Below are 21,808 nucleotides of genomic sequence, written 5' to 3'. Positions count from 1 at the left end.
TGAACTGAAAATGGTGAAGGAAATTTGGCGGTATAAATTAAAAAGAGATAAAAAAGCGAAGGCCAGGCTATATACATAGGTTATAGCCTGGCCTTTATGATTGTGCGCTAGGTAAAGTACGTACCAATTTCGAGAAAGATTTTAATTAAGATACTATTTGAAATATCGACAATAAATGCACCGACCATTGGTACCACTAAGAAGGCTTTATGAGAAGGACTAAATGCTTTAGTGACTGTTTGCATATTTGCTATTGCGGTTGGTGTTGCTCCCATTCCAAACCCACAGTGCCCAGCACTAATAACAACTGCATCATAATCTTTGCCCATCATTCTAAAGGTAATAAACGTTGCAAATAGAACCATAACCACGGTTTGTACGGCAATAATAATTAGAACAGGGCCTGCCATACTGGCTAGCTGACCGAATTTTAAGGACATTAGCGCCATTGCTAAGAATAATGACAAGGCAACGCTACCTAAAACATCAACAGTTGGTTCAAAAACTTCATGCTTAAATACATGGGTTAAGACGTTACGAATAATAATACCGACAAATAAGCACCAAACAAAGGTTGGTAATTGCATGACAGTATCTTTAAAAAACTCACTAATATAGCCACCGACAACAATACAGATAATCAGCATTGAGATGGTTTCAATAACATTATTGGCATTAATTTTTCGTTTAACACTTGGTTGTTCGAAAGCTTCGACGATTGTTTCTTTTTCGAGCTCAGTGCTTTTAGGGATTGAAACTTTTTTTAATAAATGACGAGCAACAGGGCCGCCAATTAACCCACCGAGTACTAAACCTAAGGTTGCACATGCCATGGCTAATTCAACGGCACCTGTCACACCATATTTATCAGCCAGTATTGGTCCCCAAGCTCCTGCGTTGCCGTGACCACCCGTAAGTGTGATTGAGCCTGCAATTAAACCAATAAATGGACTTTCGTTAAGCATGACTGCCATTCCCATACCAACGGTATTTTGAATCGTAATTAAGATAGTCACCGCAATAGTTAATAAGACAAGTGGCTTACCGCCTTTTATTAAACGCGAAAAATCTGAGCTCAATCCAATTGATGAAAAGAACGTAATCATTAAAATGCTTTGTAGTGAAGCATCAAAAGTAAATGAGTATCCAGCTGTTTTATCGACAATTAATAGAATGATAGCAACAATAAAACCGCCAACAACGGCTTCAGGAATATGGTTTTTTTGTAGGAAAGGAGTGTATTTTACAACAAACATACCAATCAATAGCGCCAAACAAGCGACTAATAAAGTGTAGCTGGCATCTAGGATCATTATTTTACCTCAAGTTAGTTTACCAGAACTTTCACCGTTGTTATTTAACATTAGCGATAAATTAAATTACTTTGCGTAACTTTTGTTTAACAATGAGTTTTGTTTGGGTATCTATAACTTTTAGTTAACTGCGACATTCTTATTTTTTCATTTGTCGAGTCATTAAATCCCGTAGTAAATTATTTATTTTTAATTTAACTGGTTGTTAATTATGGTTTTTTCTGTTTGGTGTGTATTTGGGTATCATTTATGTGGTGATTAATATTTGCACTGGTTTTATCTCGTGGTTATAAAGCCGTATTCAATATGAATGATGAGAAGTGTGATGTGTCGCATGTAAGACGCTTAGCAATTGTAGAAGAAGAGGAGTAATGCTGCATGATGCAGAATGAGCTTTTAGTTTATTTAATAATTCAAATGAAAATTGATGTCTTGGACATGTCATTTGGGCTCAGTATCTGAACGATTAATTGCTTTTAACCTCAGTAGAATGAATGCGAATATTATTCATTAAAATAATAGTGTAATTCTATTTAAATATTATAGCTTGGTTTTTAACCATTTCATTTGTGTCATAAAAATAAGTCATTGATTTGGTTTTAATTTTATATAAATTACTATTTATAATAGTATTAGTATCATTAAATATGATAGGAGCGATATGATGGTGACTCCCCCCCAAGCAGAACAAGCATTGGTTATTCTGCGAAAACATTTTTCTGATTCATTAATTGCAGTTTATCTACACGGTTCCTCTGTTTCTAGTGGGTTACGGCCAATGAGTGATATTGATTTACTTGTGGTGATTGATAGCCCCGTGACTGATTTTTGCCGTGAACAACTTGTACGAGATTTAATGGATATTTCTGGCTTATATCCGATTGATCCAAAAGGCCGGCGACCACTGGAAATTGTTGTATTCTTAACAAGTGAATTAAACATGCTTTCTTATCCTGCAAAATGTGAATTAATTTATGGAGAGTGGTTACGTACAGAGTACGAGCAAGGGGTATTTGAAGGACAAACTCAAGACCCTGAATTCACATTAATGTTAGCCCAAGCGTCACAAGAAGCAGTAAGTTTATGGCACAAGGAAATATACGGCTTACCTATTGTTGGCCTGCACGATATTCGCCGAGCTATGTTAGATTCACTCCCTAATTTAGAGTTATCTCTAAAAGGTGATGAGCGTAATGTTTTACTGACATTAGCACGCATGTGGTACACCATGGAAACGGGACTATTTATATCAAAGGATGAGGCTGCCATTTGGGCAATAGAACTCATGCCAGTGGAATTGGCCTCAGTGTTACTGGTAGCGAAAAAGGCCTATTTAACTGGTATTTCTGTTGATTGGGAAAATCAACAGGTGGAAGTCACCTTGTGTGCGAACTATTTAGCTGAGCGTATTCGTGTTTATTCTTAGATGCACATAGCCAGTGTGTCTTTTGATGCTTTTTTAATACCAATCAAATAACGTTTGCCTGATCTTTAATGAATTGAAAAGTGAAAGTCTTATACTGCCTTACTGTTTTATTCACGATGGAACAAAAATGACTAAAAAATCGATAAATCCAGCATCTGTCTTTAATTCTTTGCAGTATGGCTTTAGCCAAGCCGTAGAAACAACGGGAACCCGACAATTATTTCTATCGGGTCAGGTTGGTGTGAATGCTGTGGAAGAAACGGTTGCTGGCGGAATTTACGAACAAACCGTGCAATCATTAATGAATATTGAACATGTACTGCATGAGGCCGGTAGCGATTTATCTCATGTGGCTATGCTACGTATTTATATCAAAGAGGGCTTTAACAGCCATGAGGAACAAGCTGATATTGCGCGGGCATTAAAAGAAAAATTTCCAAATATGCCTCCTGCATCTTCTTGGGTTATTGTTTCAGGGCTTTCCTTGCCAGAATGGTTAATAGAAATAGAAGCTCATGCAGTTTTGAACTAAATTTATTAGAATAGAAAAGCCGACAGTGGAAGTATCGGCTTTTCTGGCACTCGTGGTATTAGTGTTTTACTAATGTTGAGAAATAATAAATAAGAGGCACTGCAAGGATCCACAAGCTTATTGGAATTTCTCTCCATTTGCCTGCAACCGCTTTGATTAAAATATAAAATAACAGCCCACCCGCAATACCCGTACCAAAACTATTAGCGATTAATGTAATCATCACCATCATTAATACTGGTAAGCCATCAGTAAAATTGCCTAAGTCCACTTTTCGTAAGCCACTAAACATATTTAGTCCAATTAAAATGAGCGCTGGAGCTGTGGCTTGGGCTGGGATCATTAATGCGATAGGCGTAAATAACAGCATTAATAAAAACATAAAGGCAGCAGCAAGGGCGGTCATACCTGTTTTACCCCCAGCTTCTGCGGCAGCGGAGGACTCAATGAGTGCAGTTGCCGCAGGAATACCTACCCACGGGCCTAATGCAGCAGCAATAGAATCAACGATAAAAGGGCGGTTAATATTTGGCATATTACCTTCTTTATCTAATAAACCGGCTTCTCCGCCAACGGCTAATGTTGTTCCCATCGTTGAAAAAAATTCAGCGGCAAAAAAGACAAATAAGAAAGGGAGAAACGCGATATTTAGTGCGCCAATTAAATCAACATGGCCTAAGACAGGGGCAACAGAATGTGGAATACCAATAAAACTTTCAGGTAATTTTGTGACGCCAAATGGAATACCCAAAAGGGTGGCAAATAAAATTGCCCATAAAATTCCGCCTGGTATTTTGCGAGCTTGTAGAGCAATGGCAATGAAAAAGCCTGCGAGTGCGACTAACGCTCCAGGAGAAAGGAAATCACCAAGCATTAATGCATTTGTTTTTGGGTTAGCGAGGACTAATCCTGCATTTCGAAAGCCTAAAACGGCAACGAAAAGACCAATTGATGCAGTTAATCCGAGTTTAATTGATTGAGGGACAGAGCGTGTAACGACTTCACGCAAGCCAAATTTAGTTAATAGAAAAAATAAGATCCCTGACCAACAAGCAATGCCTAGCCCTATTTGCCAGTCAATACCTTCACTGCCTGCAAGAGTAATACCGACAAGAACAGAACCTCCGATACCAGGGCCAACAATAAAGGGTAAGTTTGCGTAGAATGCCATTAATAAACTGGCAATAACGAAGACAATAATCGTTCCAGTGGTTGCTGCGCCTTTATCCATCCCTCCAGCGGCAAGTAAACCGGGGATCACCACAAGAAGGTAAGCCGCGGCTAAAAAACCAGTAATTCCGGCTAAACACTCTGTTTTCACTGAACTTCCACGCTCACGTAAAGCAAAGCATCTTTCCAGCCAACTCCCTGATGTTGGCTTATCTATTGAATTGTCAGCCATTAATTGGCTCTCCTATTATTATTTTTGATATTTATAGTTTTCTAAGCGTGCTTAACAGTATGGATGATTGCGTTAACGATTTGACGCGTTGTTCCATCAGTTAATCCTAAATCAGTTAAATGCGGTCCCGCATTGCATGCAAGACAAGTTCCTTCAATGGCTTTAAAGACTCGATATGGCGGCTCCCAATCTGCGATTTGACTACTTAATTCACGTAATTGACGAAATTGAGCGGCTAGTTCAGTTGCGGGTAAATCAGATAACATACCGGCAATTGGCATAGCGACATGAGCTAAAACCTTGCCATTTTGTACTAACGCCATACCTCCACCACTTTCGATTAATAAATTAGCGGCAGTGGCCATATCATCAGGATCACGACCAAGCACAACGAGGTTATGTGAATCGTGCGAATAGCTAGTTGCAATGGCTCCGCGTAATTCCCCCCAGCCCTCAAGTAAGGCTATTTGAGGTAAAGCATCGTGGCGGCCGTGACGGTGCTGAACTCGAATAAGACTGAAATTATTCGGCAGTTGTACCACGCTATTTTTGATTTGTACGTCAATTTCTCCCCACTGGGTAAAGCGTGCTCCACGAATGTGACGTAAACGCGCGCTACCATTATTGATTCCATCAATTTTTAATGTGCAATCATTTGGGGTTATTGGCGAAAGTCGCATGGTATCGCGTGGTGGTAAAATATTATCAGGGATACTTAACGTATTAATAAGTTGGTTGTTTTCTGCAATTTTTTGTCCTGATACATACACAGCTTGTGCTCTTAATATTTCCAATGAATCGAAAATGACTAAATTTGCTTTTCTCCCCGCTGCAATCAGGCCAAGGTCATGGCGTTGTAGGCGTATTGCCGCATTGAATGTGGCAAAGCGCAGTACGTCAGTTGCCGGCATTCCATGCTCGATTAAAAGGTTTAGCAACGCAATAATTCCTCCTTTTTCAATCAACATGTCGGGCGGGACATCATCTGTGCATACCGTAATTTGTGATGATAAATGAGGTAAAGATTTTAATGCGGCAACAATATCGGGAAGGAGATAAGGATGTGAGCCTCGAATTTCTAACGTAAGACCTGCACGCAGCTTTTCAAGGGCATCTTCAGCCGAAGTTAATTCATGATCAGAGGTGACACCAGCTGCCAGATAAGCTTGGAGATCAGCCCCTTTTAAACCTCTTGCATGGCCTTCTATAAGTTTGCCTGATGTAATTCCTGCATTTAAAATTTCTTCCATTCTATCACTGCCATGGAGCACACCAAACATATCCATAACTTCAGCCACACCGCGGACTTCCGGCCAACTCAGCATGGTTGACATTTCATTCCCAGCAAAATCCGCACCAGACATTTCTAAGCCAGGTGTTGATGGCACTGATGAAGGGGCTGCAACCATAACATCTAGCGGCAAATTTCGGCTAGAATCAATAGCATAACGTACACCTTCTAAACCTAATACATTGGCAAGTTCATGAGGGTCCCAAAAAACAGCTGTTGTTCCTTGAGCTAGAACTATTTCTGCATAACGAACAGGAGGTAAGTGTGAGCTCTCTAAATGGACGTGAGTGTCTATTAAGCCGGGTGAAATGAAATAGCCAGATAAATCATGGGTTTCATTTGCATCAGTACGAGTTCCTGTAGGATGAACGCTAGCAATTAGGTTGCCGGTTATCCCGATATCTGCAAGGCGAACTTCACCTGTGACCATATCGACAATATTGGCATTAGCAAGTAAAAGGTCAAAAGGTTTTTCACCTTTAGCGGATTGAATGACATGACGCCTATTTTGTTTTGTTATGCACATAAAGTTACCATTGCTACAGTTTATGACTGTTACTTTATGAGTAACGCAAACGTTTGCCAAGATGATAAAATTTATCATGCGATAAGAAATGGTTATAATGAACAGATATATTGGCTAACCCAATAAAAATAAAAGTACATTATTATGATAGAACCTTGGCAGAGACTGCCAGCACTCACGCTCAAACAACTGCAGTATTTTGTAACATTAGCAAAACTGCGTCATTTTACCGAGACAGCAAATCGTCTAGCGGTGAGCCAACCTGCTTTGAGTAGTGCTTTGCGGCAAATAGAAACGGTTATTGGAGGAAAGTTAATTAATCGCACCGCTTCATCCGTAACATTAACGGAGCTAGGCGCTGCAATTTTGCCATATGCGCAGCAAATTCTGAGTGTTTCTCACCGTGCATTTAGTGAAATTCAGAAAATCATCGTAGAGGGAGGGGATGGTACATTACGTATTGGGTTAGTTCCTTCCGTAAGTTCTTTGCTATTTCCAGCAGTACCTGAATTATTAACTCAATATTTTCCGAGGCTTAATATTGAATTTTATGACCAAACGAATGACGCTTTGGTGGAAAAGCTTATCAATCATGAAATTGATTTTGGCATTGGTGTGTTAGATAGCTCAGTGCCTCAAAATTTAAATATCTTTCCATTGCAGGATGACCCTTTTGTTGCCGTTATTCATCATGATGACCCTGTATCTGTTAATGCGTTTCACTTACCGTGGAAATTGCTAAATAATCGTGATATTGCCGTATTTTCGAAAGGAAATATTCAACGTTTAGTTGCTGCTACGGTGGAAAGTCACCGACTAAAATTAAATATTCGTTATCAAGTAGATTATATTGAAACCTTATATGGCTTAGTTCGTTCGAAATTAGCGATTGCTATTTTACCTCAGCTTTATACTGTACATTTACGTGACCCTGAATTGAAAGTTTTGCAATTACAACAACCTGAGTTAACGCGCACAGTCGCTTTAATTCGCAATAGCCAGCAAACGACACCATTAATGAATGAGGTTTTTCAGGTATTGCTAAAAGTATTGCGTGAAAATAACGTATGAGATATATCCACTAGGTTTGGTTATTATCGCATTTATCGTAAAGTTATTTTATTCGAATAACTGAATAATGGTTTCTAATACCGACAATAATATGTTAAAGAGCATCATGGATAGCTCTGGTGTTTTTAGTTAATAAATTAATTTTAAAAAGTTTTGGAATAACACTATGAATACTATACTAAAATATAGCTGTTTTGTCTTTGCAGTTATGTTGCTTTCTGCTTGTGATGATATGGATCTTTTAAGTGGTAAAGGCAAGTTTTATTATAGTAATCCAAGTGAAAACACTATTACGTTTACGCTAGATGGTAAAGATTATGACGTTTTACCCGATGATAAAGGGGTAGTTTTACTTTCTAGTGGGTTACACCAGTTAAAAAGTGATGAAGGTCATGTGACAGATTTTTTTGTTTTTGAAAATAACTCTGGCGGTATTATTAACCCAAATAATTTTGTTTATTACACATTGTCTGAAGTTTATGCCATTGATGGCAAAGAAGATAGGTTTAAACCTGCGAGTTACCCCATTACGATTAATGGACATGAGCTTGAGCTACCGGTTCACAGCTCTAATGCAACGCTTATTGATGGAAATATATTTAGGTGTAGCTATCCGATTGGCGAAAACTTTCCTGATTCAATTACACTTTATGATGATAAGTTAGATGGAAATATTAAATCCAAGTGTTTTGATAAACATGAATTAATTGTCTATTTAGATAATGAATACGGACAAAATTTATTGCCGGATCCTGCTAATCATGAAGCTACAGATTCTATCAATGTGGTATTTATGTACGGAATCCCAACAGTTACTTTTGATAATGAGGATGTACAGGTAAAGGCCGAAAAATTAATTCAGTTAGTTACACAGTTAAAAAATACCGATGATGTGAATATTCATAAAGAATTAAACCAAGAATTCCACCATGCTATCACAGAATTAGTTCAGGAGCAGGCTCGAAGCGCTGCATCAAATTCTGTTGCAGAAAATAGAAAGTATAATCATTTTATTCAAGAAATTAATGTAGTAAGAGAAAATGGTATTTGGTTAAGAGAGTAATGGCATAGATGTATTTGCTTATTTGCATTGAATTGGAAAACTATTCTTAATTAATCGTTTTTCCGAAATCAATATAAGAATATGACTATTAAGTATACAGAAAGTAGTGGTATTAAAATTTTAAATGCTACCGGATATGATAAGGCTTATCATGCTGTAAATAAAGTGGTGGAAACTAAACAAATATTTGCGCCAATACCAGAGGACTAGAAACAGGAAGTCGAAGCGAATGTGAAGGAACGTAAAAAATAATACTGTGTTTAATTAAAAAGAAATGATATCGCTTCGAATAAAGCCCTTACGGCAAATGCAATAAGAGCTTCCATTTTATAAATATAATTAGCTAGTTTGTTTTAAGGCTGTAAACATTTTTTCAGCAAGTGTGTCTTGTGCCGATTTAACACCTGGTAGTACAAAATAGTATCCACCACCAAAAGGCTTAATATAACGTTCAAGTGGCTCGCCATTGAGCCGTTTTTGAGTGTCAATAAAGCCTGTCTTTAAATTTTGTTGAAAAGAGACAAAAACTAAGCCCATATCGAGAGTTCCTGTTTCGGTTAACCCCAGTGAATAGCTATAACTTCTTCGCCTTAGTTTTGCGGTATAACGTTCAGGGTTACGAGGCTCTGCACGGCGCATATGGGAATCAAATAAAATACGGTCACCATGAGGATCTTTTTCAAACTCAGGATCATCATGCTCATTTTTCATGCCGATGGGTGCTCCTGAGTCTTTATGTCGGCCAAAATCATTTTCTTGATCTTCTAATGGTGTTCTATCCCAAAACTCTAAATTAAAGCGAATAAGGCGTACAGCTTGGTATGTCCCTCCGTCGCACCAAGATGGTTCTTGGCTACCTTTTGTTATCCATATTAATTCGTTCATTAACGAATTGTCATCGGCAGGCGCATTTCCTGTTCCATCCTTAAAACCAAAAAGGTTGATAGGAGTTGAGTGGTTATCAATATCCCGTGCAGGTAAGAAGCCATCGATTTTCCAGAGGGGAAAGCTGTAAGGAGAAATATGCCGTAGAATATCACGTAATGCATAAATAACGCTTTCTTGGCTATTTGCACATATTTGCAAAAGGAGATCACCACCACACCATTTTTGCTCTAACCGGTCGTTAGGGAAACTGGTCATTTCACTAAGATGCTTAGGTTTGATTTTATTTAAGCCGAACCGGTTATCAAAAAGAGAATTTCCTAAAGCAACGGTGATGGTCAGTGAGTCGGGTTGTTGTTGTGTTCCAAGAATACCTGACTCTGCGGGAGGCATTTTATCATTATTGATTAAAGGCTCTTTTTGGGGTTGGGTTAAATAAGCAATACGTTGAGTTAGTAAAGTAAACACAGTCTGTAATTCTTCCACGGAATTCGCCGTGATATTAAATGCGACAAAGGTGGCATTTTTGGGTTCAGGCGTTAAAACACCAGCTTGATGCAGCCCAATATAATTAATTGTTTTGTCATAGGTGAGTTGGCAATTGGAGATTTTCCCTTGCGCTTTTAATGTTGGGGCTGCCAAAACGGCACTACTAACTGCGAGCATTTTTAGGGCATTACGCCGAGACATTCCGTTGGTTTGTAATATATTTCTAAGTTTAGCTTGCATAAATATATGCCTTAATATTTATAGTAAACATCGACATCGAGCTCAGCACGTAATTTCGCTAAGGTTTCGGCTTGCTGAGTGAGTAATGAATAAAGCGCCATTTTGTCTTTTAATTGTAATTGGCTATAAGGTTGATATGTGGTATCTGAAGCTTGATATGGCTGCATTATTTGGTTAATCAGTTGGTCATTTTTCTGTATCTTTTGAAGTGTCTCTGGCGTGATAAAAGGCTTAAGAACCTCAATGATTTTTTGTGATCCTTTTAAATTAGCGGCAATATCAGTTAAATCAGACAAACTGTAGATATTTTCTTTACCACCCAATTTCGTTTCTAAGATCATTTCAATAAAATCAGCTGAGGCTTGTACGAGCTTTGGTATTTCAATGGTTTCGGTTGCTACTCGTTTATATAAATCACGCCCTTTGAGTAATAGCTCTTGGTTTGCGGCTAAAGCAAGTTTTGCATTTTTTTGCTTAAATAATTGGTACTCAACAAGATGAAACCCTGTAAATCGGTAATCGGTTTCTTTATCGAGAAAATAATCGGCTCTTGGATTAATTGTCCTATCTGTATTACCAAATAAAATAATGATAGGGCGCACGGTTTCATAGTGCTGGTGAGCTTGAATATATGCAGTTTGAGCTTGTTGTAGCTTTCCTTGCTGTAAACTCTGTTGCAATAATTCCAACTGTGTGACCATTTTTGCCAGCTCAGTATTAGCAAAGATTAAATAGGTTTGGATTGCATGTTGATATTTTTCTGGAGTGGGTATATCCCCTTTAGCAATAATGATGTTATCCCCTGTTTGCACAGGGGATCTCAGTGCTTTACTTTGAACCAAAGTAGGCAGCGAAACACTGAATATTAAGCTAAAAGATATCCATTTGATATTCCGTCTCAGTGAGCTAGACATTTTTTTTGCTCCGAGCAAACAATGGGATCACAATAGCCCAATAAAGGACAAAGGTAATGACGCTGAGCCAAATAGGTTGTGAACGATAAGCAAAGAAGGAAGAGATAAAATTGCCAGCGATACCAGAATCATCAAGAAATACAGTTGTATCCCAAGCGGGGTAAATTAAAAAATCAGGGATAGTAAAATCATATTCGATTAGTAAGTTTGCACTTTCTTCTACACCTTTAAGTAACAGAGATAATGCGAGGAATAATAGAATAACTCCTGTAACTTTAAAGAAGATAGACCACGAAACTAAGCGATTTGTTAATAAGAAGATATAAAGTGTAAGGCCTGCAATTGCAATCCCACCACCTACCTCGATAAAGAAAGCCGACGCATTAGATGTAGTGAGTGACATAATAAAGCTAGATAAAAAGACGACGATCTCACTCCCTTCACGGGCGATGGCAATGGCTATAATCAATGCGGCTCCCCACCAGTTATGATGAGCAGCATTACGGCTAATTCCTGATTCAATTTCTGATTTCATTGAGCTGCCATGTTTGTTCATCCAATACACCATTTGGACAATCAGAACGCAGGCGAGTAATTCCATAAAAATCATGAACAGTGATTGCCCCGTATCATCAAGGACATTGAATACGCCATAAATCAGAAGTGCGAGTAAGATGGAGGTAATAACCCCGATAGCGACGCCAGCCCAAAGGTATTTCATACCGTTTTGTGCGTCAGGGTGGCGTTTAATCCACGCATAAATAATGCCAATGACAAGTAGCGCCTCAAAGCTTTCACGCCAAACAACAAATAGAACTTGTCCCATATTAAATCCTTTTATTTCGCAATGATCTCGCCTTTGGGGTGAGAAAGGTGGAAGTCATCAAAAAAAGAATAGGTACCGGGTTTTAGGGGGGCGATAACAACAACTGAACTTGCTCCAGGTGCTAAAACTTTTTCTTTTCTTAACTGAATGCTTTCAAATTCTGCGGGCTCAGTGCCTGTATTGGTAATTTTGATTCGGATAATCGTTTTTGCGGGGACTTCCAGAACACGTGGGATGAGGTCACCATTTTTCATTTCTAATTCGACAGTGTATTTTTCGGCCGCTAATGAAGATAGGGGAATTATTGTACAAACGATAACCAGTAAAAAACTCAGTAATGTTTTCATTTTGGCTTGGTTTATCCTTTAATAAGTACAAACAAAAAAGGGCTTACGCAAGAAAATGTCCTTGGTTAAGCCCTTAGCTAATTTCGATTAAAATTAGTAACTACCTTTACGGCCAACACCTGCGTAGTCAAAGTCCCAAGAGACTTCGAAAGGTTGGAACCAAGGTGCCACACCCGTTTCTTTGTCAATATGGCGTCCAAAGGCGACATCTTTATTGTGTGATGGTGGATAAATTTTATAGGTGACACGGTATTTACCATTGCCATCTAATTTTATGTTCTCCCCATAATGAGGACCATCACTGGCTACCATAGGCATAAATGTGCCCGTTTGAGTTTGTGGTTTGTCACCGAGTTTGGTCACCGAATATTCAATGGTTAGGTAAGGGATCCAATCACCTTCTGCGAAGCCATTTGGGTTATCTTCAACCGCGTGGATATCTGCTTCTAAGTGGACATCTGCTTTATCAGCCGCTAAGTGAGACATCGCATGATGGCCTTCTTCGGTATCCATTGTAATGGGTTGTAGATAAACACCTTGGATTTCCATTCCGTTTTTGATCACAGGGTGACCGAGAGGGTACTCTTGAGCTAATGCAGAGATTGAAAACAACGCGAGACCTGAAACAGCAGCTTTGTAGGCGAGTTTCATTATTTTCGTCCTTACCATAAGTGATATAGAGCTGTAATGATAATCATTACTATTACTAAAAAACAAGTGGTAATTTACGGTAAGTAAATGACTCGCCGCTAAAAATGGTTGTTTTTATATAAAAATCTAAGCGTTATAAAAAGTTATTATTCTTTAAAAAATAACTTGGTAATAATGTGTTCTATTAGGCAGTTTATTATTGTCTACATGATATATTTTGCAGGTGTGAATTTTATTGCGAAAGAACACTTCATTCATTTTGTTGAAAATAAAGGTATAGCCATGCAACGACGTTATCTTGATTGCTCTGCTTCAGAAATTGCAAAACTCAATAAAAAGAACCTATTAGAATCAATTAAAGCAAGTGAAGGGCGAATTTTGGTTTCTGAAACCATAGGCACAATTCAACCCGTATTAATGACAGTGACGAATGCTGAATTAGCCGCAAGCCAAGGTGCCGATATCCTGTTGCTGAATGTTTTTGATGTTAATCAACCGATTATGCAAGGTCTGCCCGAAGGGGTTGAACCTGAGGAAATCATTCGCACACTTAAGCGTTTAACGGGACGAGCAATCGGTGTTAATTTAGAGCCTGTACCTGAGGGCTTTAATAATCCGACACAAGATGCGCAGTGGAAAATGTCAGAAGGGCGATTAGCAACAGTAAAAAATGCCCTGAAATTAAAAGAAATGGGCGCAGATATCATTGTTTTAACAGGAAACCCTGGAAATGGCGTCACTAATCAGGAAATTAACCAGAGTCTTAAAGAGCTTAAAGCTGTTGTGGGTGAAGATATTGTGCTTATCACAGGAAAAATGCACGCTGCGGGAGTTTTGAATGCCTCGGCTGAGCAACTCATCACAGAAGATGATATTCGTACTTTTATTAACAGTGGTGCAGATATCATTTTGCTCCCAGCACCGGGAACGGTCCCTGGGATCTCGTTAGAATTTGTGCAAAAAATGGTGGGTTATTGTCACTCTCAAGGTGTGATGACAATGACGGCGATTGGCACTTCTCAAGAAGGTGCAGATCTGCAAACTATTCGGCAAATTGCATTAATGTGCAAAATGGCTGGGACAGATTTACACCACATTGGTGATTCAGGATATAACGGAATTGCATTACCTGAGAATATTTTAAACTATAGTATTGTGATCCGAGGCGTTCGGCACACGTATTCACGTATTGCTCGTTCAGTGAATCGTTAATTGATATTTTTTAGGTGATTTTTACAAAAGTGCTTTGTAGAAATCGCCTATATCAGCAAGATTTCCATTTCCTATTTGAGCCCTAAATACAGATTATTTTTGATAAAAATTTATACAATTCCCGCTATTCTTCAGGTAAAATTTCGCCCATTTTTTAAAACAATATTTATAACACAATAAAAGAAGTGAGCTATGTCGCAAAATACTAATCCGGTACCAAAAATTGGTTTCGTCTCTCTTGGCTGCCCAAAAAACCTAGTTGATTCAGAACGTATTTTAACTGAATTACGCACAGATGGTTATCAAGTGGTTCCAAGCTATGATAATGCTGATTTAGTCATTGTGAATACCTGTGGATTTATCGATAGTGCAGTGCAGGAATCGTTAGAAGCGATAGGGGAAGCACTGAATGAAAACGGTAAAGTGATTGTGACAGGATGCCTTGGTGCGAAAGAGAACCAAATTCGTGAAGTGCATCCAAAAGTATTAGAGATCACCGGCCCACATAGCTATGAGCAGGTACTTAACCATGTGCACCACTATGTTCCAAAGCCAGAACATGACCCTTTCTTGAGTTTAGTCCCAGAACAAGGGGTAAAACTGACACCGAAACATTATGCTTATTTAAAAATTTCGGAAGGGTGTAATCATCGTTGTACTTTTTGCATTATTCCTTCAATGCGAGGGGACTTAGATAGCCGTCCAATCGGGGATGTGTTAAATGAAGCTAAGCGTCTGGTCGCTTCAGGAGTCAAAGAGTTACTGGTTATTTCCCAAGATACTTCTGCATATGGTGTTGATGTTAAAAATAAAACGGGTTTTTGGGATGGTCAGCCTGTAAAAACTAGCATGGTGGGGTTATGCGAACAACTTGCTTCAATGGGCGTATGGGTGCGTTTACATTATGTTTACCCTTATCCACATGTTGATGATGTTATCCCGTTGATGGCAGAAGGTAAAATTTTACCTTACTTAGATATTCCATTACAGCATGCAAGTCCGAAAATTTTAAAATTAATGAAACGCCCCGGTGCCGTTGAAAGAACACTTGAGCGGATTAAACGTTGGCGTGAAATTTGCCCTGAACTCACCTTACGTTCAACATTTATTGTGGGATTTCCCGGTGAGACAGAAGAAGATTTCCAAATGCTATTAGATTTCTTATTGGAAGCTAAGTTGGACCGAGTCGGCTGCTTTAAGTATAGCCCTGTCGAGGGAGCGAAAGCGAATGAGTTAGCTGATCAAGTCCCTGAAGAGATTAAAGAAGATCGTTATCATCGTTTTATGCAATTACAACAGCAAATTTCTACACAGCGATTACAAGATAAAATTGGTAAAGAAATTTTGGTTATTATTGATGAGGTTGATGATGAAGGTGCGATTGGCCGTAGTATGGCTGATGCACCAGAAATTGATGGTATGGTTTATCTTAATGGTGAATTTGGAGTTAGCGCAGGAGACATAGTGAAAGTATTCGTTGAGCATGCAGATGAATATGATCTGTGGGGGAGTATCGCTACTTCGTAATTTGATGAAAGCGTTCTAAAAGTCGATGTGGCTAACTTAGGTAAATTAAGTTAGCCATTTTGTTTTTTAGCACATTGATATACTGCTTTTAATTGTAAAATTGATGTGGATCAATGGTTTTAAATCTATCAATTAATAACTTGATCTAGAATATAAAAATTAAATGGTAAGTTGACATAATCAGATAACTCTTATCGAAGAATAAGGATAACTATGTCAACCCATTTAACATTTCCAACTACAACACCTGTAATAAAAAGTAATTATAATTCATATGATTACGAAAATATCGTGAAGCTTGCTTATACAACCATTGAGGATGGATTGGCCTCATTACATGATAACAATATTTGTAGTTCCCTAATTAGCACTGATGGAAAAACGCTTTGGCTTAGTAATGAGTTTAGCGGTAATTTTGAAATAGCAAACTTGTTATCAGATAATTTAACTTGTGGAGCGCAAGTTAGGTTATACGCAGCTCCAATTGAGCTACATGGAATTTTTTATTATTTAGCGCCAGTGTATTCACACACAGATGAGACGGTATTAGTTGTCGCTATATCTTCAACTCAGAATTGTTGCAATGTTTTGTTTGCGCTTACGCAATCTTTGGCAAGAGAAGTGAGTGAAAAATTGAAATTTCACTATTATGAACAAGGAAATTTTAAGGTCGATAAGCAAGAGCAACGATTCGCTAACTTGGATATTCACTCAGTTGAGAAAGCGTTGATTATTGAAGTTGCGCAAGCTTGTAAAGGTAAAATTCAGCAAATGCATAAAGTCCTCAATATGGGACGGACAACGTTATGGCGCAAATTAAAGCAATACGAAATTAATATTAAAGATTACAAATAGCTTCTCTCATGTGTTTTGAAAAATAAAAAAATAGCGCTTTCGCATATTTTTGTGGGCAACAATAAAGCAAAAATAGCGAAGCGCGCAAGACATACCAACATTTTGAAAAATAGCCAATAGATAAATAAAGCATAACCTACCTGCTAATATCGTTACTTGATGTATCGAGAAAAGAAAATGAAAACGACGCTCATTATGCAGAGATTTGGTAAAGCAGTATGTTGTTTTTAGCTTTTTTTTTTTAGATTTATGATGGGTGAATAGGAGCGAGAAAGGTTATTGTCTTACTAAAAAATGGTGTGATAGAAAACATTTTATCTTAAATCGTATTTCAATAACCCAAAAAAATATTATTTTATCTTGTAAGTATTAGCAGTTATTATTCCTATTCGAATTATCAAGTTACTTGATTTTTTATCAATAATAGAGTGAAGCTGTTGTTTATCAGATATGAAGATAAAATTTTATTTCAGAACTGACAGAACTTTAATCTATACTTATCTAAAATATAGTATATTTCGTATCCCTCATATAATTAACTTCTGATGGTTTAGAATAAAACCATCAGAAATAATAACGCTATAAAAAAGTAAACATATCATATGAATTAAAAATATTTAGGATAAGTGTTGATGTATTCGTATTCTTGAATAAGTTGTGGTAGCGATTTAATACCTAATTTTGTATAAATGTTAGAGCGATGAACCTCTACAGTTCGTGGTGATAAAGACAGTTTTTCAGCTGTTTCTTTACTCGTATTGCCCTCTAAGATCATATCCATAATTTCTCTTTCCCTAACTGAAAGACGGTTAAATTTATCAGAGAGATGAGTATATTTCTTATGCTTTTCATGCAAGCTTAAAAACAATTCCGTTGCACTATTTATGGAGTTTAAAATTTCAACCTCCTTGAAAGGAAAGGGAAAAAAGTCAAAACTTCCAGCTTTGAAACTCTCTCGACACAAACTGACAGAAGGCTCTTCGGCAAGCACAATGAAGGGAACAATACCAAATGAATTATTTATATTGGTTAATCGCCTAATACGATTTTCATCATTGTTTAAGAATAATAAAATGCATTCTTTTACATTATCTTCATTAGGGTAAGTATAATTACTCACAAACACTTCTTCATTATTATAAAATCTAAAGGTAAAGCCAAAAGATTCCATCATTAATTTCAGTTTATTCTTAAAGACATTATCACTTTCTACAATTACATGAATGGTGTTATTCATCACCATACTCCTGTTAAACTGATTTGATATTCATATCAATCTGATAAAATACGTAGATAAATAAAGTGAAATTTAAATTTCACAATAATATTTTCTACTGATCGTTGTTTTTTTTATAATGTATTACCGACATTAATTTATATTAAAAACATCATCTAGTTAAATTTAATATAAAAATAGAAACAATAGTTAAAGTTTGTGTCATTGAGTAATATTCGATTAATGATGTGTAACATTTTAGGTGAATTTACTTATTAAATGTGTTTTTTAGCATAATGTGATAGACAGAAATACTGTTAAAGCTAATCAATAGTATCTTAAAACATTAGTCATAAAAAGTCTTAGATGTGCACTTTATGCTATTTTCTTAGGTGGTTGTACTTAACTTGTGAATTGACGAAGATTAAGTACTTTTTATATCTAACATGTTAGAATTTATTTTCACCCAGTTTTGATGAGTGGATATACTTAATGGCTTCTTTAAAAGACGTAGCGCGACTTGCAAATGTTTCATTAATGACAGTATCACGGGCAATTAATAACCCTGAGTTATTAAGACCTGAAACCTTGAAACAGGTCCAACAAGCTATTGAGTCACTCAATTATATTCCTGATTTTTCTGCACGAAAGATTAGAGGAAAAAGTTCTCGGGTTTCAACAGTTGGCGTTTTGGCCCTGGATACAGCAACAACCCCATTTTCTGTGGAAATCATTCTATCCATAGAGCAAACCGCGAGGCAATTTGGCTGGAGTAGCTTTGTTGTTAATATTACATCCAGTGAAGACAGTGAAAGAGCTGTCCGACAACTATTATCTCAGCGACCAGATGGTATTATTTATACAACAATGGGGCTTCGAGAAGTGACTATTCCTGAAGCATTACATAATAATCGTTTGGTGTTAGCTAATTGCATAGATAAAAAAGGGCAATTTCCAGCTTATGTGCCAGATGATTTTAATGGCCAATTTAATGCAGTAAATCGTTTAATAGAGAAAGGGTATCGAAATCCTCTCTGTCTTTATATTCCACAAGAGACTCTAGCTGGAAAAATGCGCCGTGAAGCCGTGGAGTCTGCATGGACAAAGGCTAATTTGCCGCTATCATCGCTTCAGCAATACCATTTAGAGTTAGGTGATGAACACTATTTAGATGTGATAGCTTTAATTAATAGTCATTTTGATAATAAAAAACCAGATTTTGATGTCATTATTTGTGGAAATGATCGTATTGCTTTTTTAGCTTATCAAGTACTGCTTAGTCATGGTTTGCGTATCCCTAAAGATATTGCAGTACTTGGCTATGATAATATGATAGGTGTTGGAGAACTGTTTTATCCACCATTAAGTACAGTTGTGTTGCCGCACTATCAGTTAGGCCAACAAGCCGCTTTGCATATCATAGAGGAACGGCAGCAAAATTGTGTTGAATATGTTGCTTGCGATTTATTAGAACGTGATTCTTTTTAATTTTGTTGAGAAAATTAAACCTAATAAACTGCTATTCAATTGATTTTTTGAGTTACCAATAAATCGTTGTTTCTAAGAAGTTTTATTTTCTGCATTTTGGCGTATGATACGAAGCTAATATTATTTAATCAGATCGTATTGTGGATAAATTATGTTGCTTCGTTCGGGAGTAGCTCTTGCTATTTTTTCCTATATCTTATGGGGAATAACACCATTATTTTATCGTTTACTTCCCGGTGCTGAACCTTTAGAGCTGCTTGCACAACGTCTTATCTGGTCTGTACCGATACTTTTTTTTGTTCGCTTAATTATTAAAAACAAATCTTTGTGGCGCCAGGTATGGTCTGATAAACGGTCGATAATCCTCTGTTTATTTAGTTCGTCGGTGATGGCGATATCTTGGACAACATTTACCTACGCATTAACTCATGGGCAGGTGTTAGCCGCTAGCCTTGGGTATTTTATTAATCCATTATTTTCTATTTTACTGGGGGTTTTTTTTCTTCGCGAACGGCTTGTTCTCGCAGAAAAAATGGCTGTTATTTTTATTTGTGCGGGGGTTGGTTACCAAATTTGGCAGTATGGCGAGTTACCTATTTTAGCGTTAGTTATGGGGAGTGCATTTGCGATATATGGGTTAATTCGTAAATTTATTCGATTTGATGTGATTACGTCTTTATTTCTAGAGGCACTTTGGCTACTTCCTATCGCAATAGCGATCACGTGGTGGTTAGTATCTAATGGTTTAAGTGAAGTAGCACAAGGCGATTGGCAAATCAAAATTCTTTATATGTTGGCCGCTCCTGTTACGATAATTCCGTTGCTCTTTTTTACAGCTGCAATTAAAAGAACATCATTAACAGTGATCGGATTGGCACAATATATAGAACCAACAATTCAATTTTTATTAGCCGTATTTTTATTTAATGAGCTATTTGATTGGGTTAAAGGCATCAGTTTTTCACTTATCTGGATTGGTTTAATGTTTTGTGTGTTCGCTATTTTACGCAAACAATATATTAAATTTTCACATAAAGAACCCTTTATTACAGGGCGTGATAAAACACCACTAGATTAATTTATTGATGTTGTTATCAAGTGCTTATGAGTTTTTTGTTTTGTGGTCTTTTATCCTTGATAGTAAAAGCAAACGATTGCGTATATAATTGGAATTAACTTTTTGTCGGTAGGGGCATCAATTATGAATCAATTAGGTACTGCACTGTGTCAATCAGCAACAAAAGTGATGTTGTTAGGTGCTGGGGAGTTAGGCAAGGAAGTGGCGATTGAGTGTCAACGGTTGGGCATCGAAGTTATTGCCGTTGATCGCTATGATAATGCACCTGCAATGCATATTGCGCACCGTAGTTATACGATAAACATGCTTGATGGCGAAGCGCTGAAGCAAGTCATTTCAATTGAAAAACCCGATATTATTGTACCTGAAATTGAAGCGATTGAGACACAGGTATTAATGGAACTTGAACAGCAAGGGCAAAAAGTAGTCCCGTCTGCGAAAGCCATTGTTCTGACTATGGATAGAGAGGGGATCCGCCGATTAGCCGCAGAAGAGCTGAAGCTACCAACATCAGAATACCAATTTGTGGATAGTAAACCTGATTTTGTCACCGCGGCAACGAAAATTGGTTTTCCTTGTATTGTTAAGCCCGTGATGAGTTCATCAGGTAAGGGGCAAAGTGTGATCCGTTCTCAAGATGAATTAGATCAGGCTTGGGATTACTCACAACAAGGTGGGCGAGCAGGGCAGGGACGTGTTATTGTTGAAAAAATGGTCAATTTTGACTTTGAAATCACATTGTTAACGGTCAATGCGGTAGATGGTATTCACTTTTGTGCACCAGTGGGGCATCGACAAGAAAAAGGGGATTATCGTGAGTCTTGGCAGCCACAGTACATGAGTGAGGTTGCATTGAAAAAAGCGCAGGACGTTGCTGAGAAAATTGTTACCTCTTTGGGGGGATATGGAATATTTGGTGTTGAATTATTCGTGTGTGGTGATGATATCATTTTTAATGAAGTTTCACCTCGCCCTCATGATACGGGGATGGTGACACTTATTTCACAGAGTTTATCTGAATTCGCATTACATGTTCGGGCATTTCTTGGGTTCCCAATAGGTGTGATCCGCCAATATGGGCCGAGTGCTTCAGCCGTTATTTTACCCAATTTACACAGTCAAAATGTCGTTTTTTCAAATATTGGTATAGCGTTAGGGTCTGATACCCAATTACGATTATTTGGTAAACCTGAAATTGCAGGAACTCGCCGATTAGGTGTTGCTTTGGCGATTGCTGATTCTATTGAAAGTGCATTAGATATGGCCAAAAAAAGCGCTAATATAGTGTGCGTTTCTGGTTGATTTTGATAAGGTTATGCTCATTCACTTTAATTGAGTGAGCGCTTGTCTATTAAGATAATAACGATGATTTACTCTACTTAAAATGCCCCATCAATACTGTCGTAATAGCTGCTTGCTTCGATTATTTTAAAGTGACCACTTAACATGTTTTCAT

At 37.5% G+C, this 21,808-nt stretch carries 19 protein-coding genes; 10 read left to right on the top strand and 9 right to left on the bottom strand.

Annotation, left to right across the window (positions count from 1 at the left end; all coding sequences use genetic code 11):
• Positions 1-107 precede the first annotated feature (107 nt).
• Entirely contained in the window at positions 108-1,313 is a 1,206-nt protein-coding gene (gltS, locus tag PSF42_RS17705; protein WP_213914297.1) for a sodium/glutamate symporter, read from the bottom strand.
• Positions 1,314-1,974: 661 nt separating this feature from the next.
• Between gltS and PSF42_RS17700 the strand changes: the two genes are divergently transcribed.
• Both PSF42_RS17700 and PSF42_RS17695 read left to right on the top strand, forming a co-directional pair.
• Positions 1,975-2,739, top strand: coding sequence for an aminoglycoside adenylyltransferase domain-containing protein (locus PSF42_RS17700; protein ID WP_272680457.1), 765 nt, complete (start codon positions 1,975-1,977; stop codon positions 2,737-2,739).
• 127 nt (positions 2,740-2,866) lie between these two features.
• Entirely contained in the window at positions 2,867-3,271 is a 405-nt protein-coding gene (locus PSF42_RS17695; protein WP_272680456.1) for a RidA family protein, read from the top strand.
• A gap of 58 nt (positions 3,272-3,329) precedes the next feature.
• Here PSF42_RS17695 and PSF42_RS17690 read toward each other — a convergent pair whose 3' ends face one another.
• Together PSF42_RS17690 and PSF42_RS17685 are read right to left on the bottom strand one after the other, a co-directional pair.
• On the bottom strand, positions 3,330-4,673 hold the full coding sequence (locus tag PSF42_RS17690; protein WP_125893979.1) for an NCS2 family permease: 1,344 nt from the start codon (positions 4,671-4,673) through the stop codon (positions 3,330-3,332).
• Between the two features lie 41 nt (positions 4,674-4,714).
• Complete coding sequence (locus tag PSF42_RS17685) at positions 4,715-6,490, bottom strand: adenine deaminase (protein ID WP_272680455.1); 1,776 nt, start codon at positions 6,488-6,490, stop codon at positions 4,715-4,717.
• Between the two features lie 144 nt (positions 6,491-6,634).
• Between PSF42_RS17685 and PSF42_RS17680 the strand changes: the two genes are divergently transcribed.
• Positions 6,635-7,561, top strand: a complete 927-nt coding sequence (locus PSF42_RS17680) for a LysR family transcriptional regulator (protein ID WP_125893983.1) — start codon at positions 6,635-6,637, stop codon at positions 7,559-7,561.
• A gap of 166 nt (positions 7,562-7,727) precedes the next feature.
• Complete coding sequence (locus tag PSF42_RS17675; protein WP_125893985.1) at positions 7,728-8,624, top strand: hypothetical protein; 897 nt, start codon at positions 7,728-7,730, stop codon at positions 8,622-8,624.
• Positions 8,625-8,963: 339 nt separating this feature from the next.
• Here PSF42_RS17675 and efeB read toward each other — a convergent pair whose 3' ends face one another.
• The 5 genes from efeB to PSF42_RS17650 form a co-directional block, all read right to left on the bottom strand.
• Positions 8,964-10,238: an iron uptake transporter deferrochelatase/peroxidase subunit gene (efeB, locus tag PSF42_RS17670; RefSeq protein WP_272680454.1), complete on the bottom strand. Its 1,275-nt coding sequence runs from the start codon at positions 10,236-10,238 to the stop codon at positions 8,964-8,966.
• An 11-nt stretch (positions 10,239-10,249) separates the two neighbouring features.
• Entirely contained in the window at positions 10,250-11,152 is a 903-nt protein-coding gene (locus PSF42_RS17665) for an EfeM/EfeO family lipoprotein (protein WP_272680453.1), read from the bottom strand.
• On the bottom strand, positions 11,145-11,978 hold the full coding sequence (locus PSF42_RS17660) for an FTR1 family iron permease (protein ID WP_272680452.1): 834 nt from the start codon (positions 11,976-11,978) through the stop codon (positions 11,145-11,147). The genes PSF42_RS17665 and PSF42_RS17660 overlap by 8 nt, the downstream gene beginning before the upstream one ends.
• A gap of 11 nt (positions 11,979-11,989) precedes the next feature.
• Positions 11,990-12,325 (bottom strand): cupredoxin domain-containing protein, encoded by a 336-nt coding sequence (locus tag PSF42_RS17655; RefSeq protein ID WP_125893992.1) that lies wholly within the window; start codon positions 12,323-12,325, stop codon positions 11,990-11,992.
• A 93-nt stretch (positions 12,326-12,418) separates the two neighbouring features.
• Entirely contained in the window at positions 12,419-12,976 is a 558-nt protein-coding gene (locus PSF42_RS17650; protein ID WP_004913787.1) for an iron transporter, read from the bottom strand.
• A 282-nt stretch (positions 12,977-13,258) separates the two neighbouring features.
• Between PSF42_RS17650 and PSF42_RS17645 the strand changes: the two genes are divergently transcribed.
• From PSF42_RS17645 to PSF42_RS17635, 3 genes are all read left to right on the top strand, one after another.
• On the top strand, positions 13,259-14,188 hold the full coding sequence (locus tag PSF42_RS17645) for a DUF7916 family protein (protein ID WP_125893994.1): 930 nt from the start codon (positions 13,259-13,261) through the stop codon (positions 14,186-14,188).
• Between the two features lie 192 nt (positions 14,189-14,380).
• A complete protein-coding gene (gene rimO / locus PSF42_RS17640; protein WP_272680451.1) occupies positions 14,381-15,715 on the top strand; it encodes a 30S ribosomal protein S12 methylthiotransferase RimO in 1,335 nt (444 codons plus the stop codon).
• Between the two features lie 213 nt (positions 15,716-15,928).
• Entirely contained in the window at positions 15,929-16,570 is a 642-nt protein-coding gene (locus tag PSF42_RS17635) for a helix-turn-helix domain-containing protein (RefSeq protein WP_272680450.1), read from the top strand.
• Positions 16,571-17,177: 607 nt separating this feature from the next.
• Here PSF42_RS17635 and PSF42_RS17630 read toward each other — a convergent pair.
• Entirely contained in the window at positions 17,178-17,807 is a 630-nt protein-coding gene (locus tag PSF42_RS17630; protein ID WP_272680449.1) for a response regulator transcription factor, read from the bottom strand.
• Positions 17,808-18,278: 471 nt separating this feature from the next.
• On the opposite strand from PSF42_RS17630, the gene PSF42_RS17625 reads away from it, so the two are divergent.
• From PSF42_RS17625 to purT, 3 genes are all read left to right on the top strand, one after another.
• Positions 18,279-19,274: a LacI family DNA-binding transcriptional regulator gene (locus tag PSF42_RS17625; protein ID WP_125894002.1), complete on the top strand. Its 996-nt coding sequence runs from the start codon at positions 18,279-18,281 to the stop codon at positions 19,272-19,274.
• A gap of 151 nt (positions 19,275-19,425) precedes the next feature.
• Positions 19,426-20,352, top strand: coding sequence for an EamA family transporter RarD (gene rarD, locus PSF42_RS17620; RefSeq protein ID WP_272680448.1), 927 nt, complete (start codon positions 19,426-19,428; stop codon positions 20,350-20,352).
• Between the two features lie 123 nt (positions 20,353-20,475).
• Positions 20,476-21,654 (top strand): formate-dependent phosphoribosylglycinamide formyltransferase, encoded by a 1,179-nt coding sequence (purT, locus tag PSF42_RS17615; protein WP_272680447.1) that lies wholly within the window; start codon positions 20,476-20,478, stop codon positions 21,652-21,654.
• The last annotated feature ends 154 nt before the right edge of the window (positions 21,655-21,808 follow it).

Source organism: Providencia sp. PROV032, assembly GCF_028484875.1.
In the GTDB taxonomy this organism is placed as follows: Bacteria; Pseudomonadota; Gammaproteobacteria; order Enterobacterales; family Enterobacteriaceae; genus Providencia; species Providencia rettgeri_E.
The sequence above is the reverse complement of the archived record's forward strand: the minus strand, read 5'-3'. Positions and strand labels throughout refer to the sequence as shown.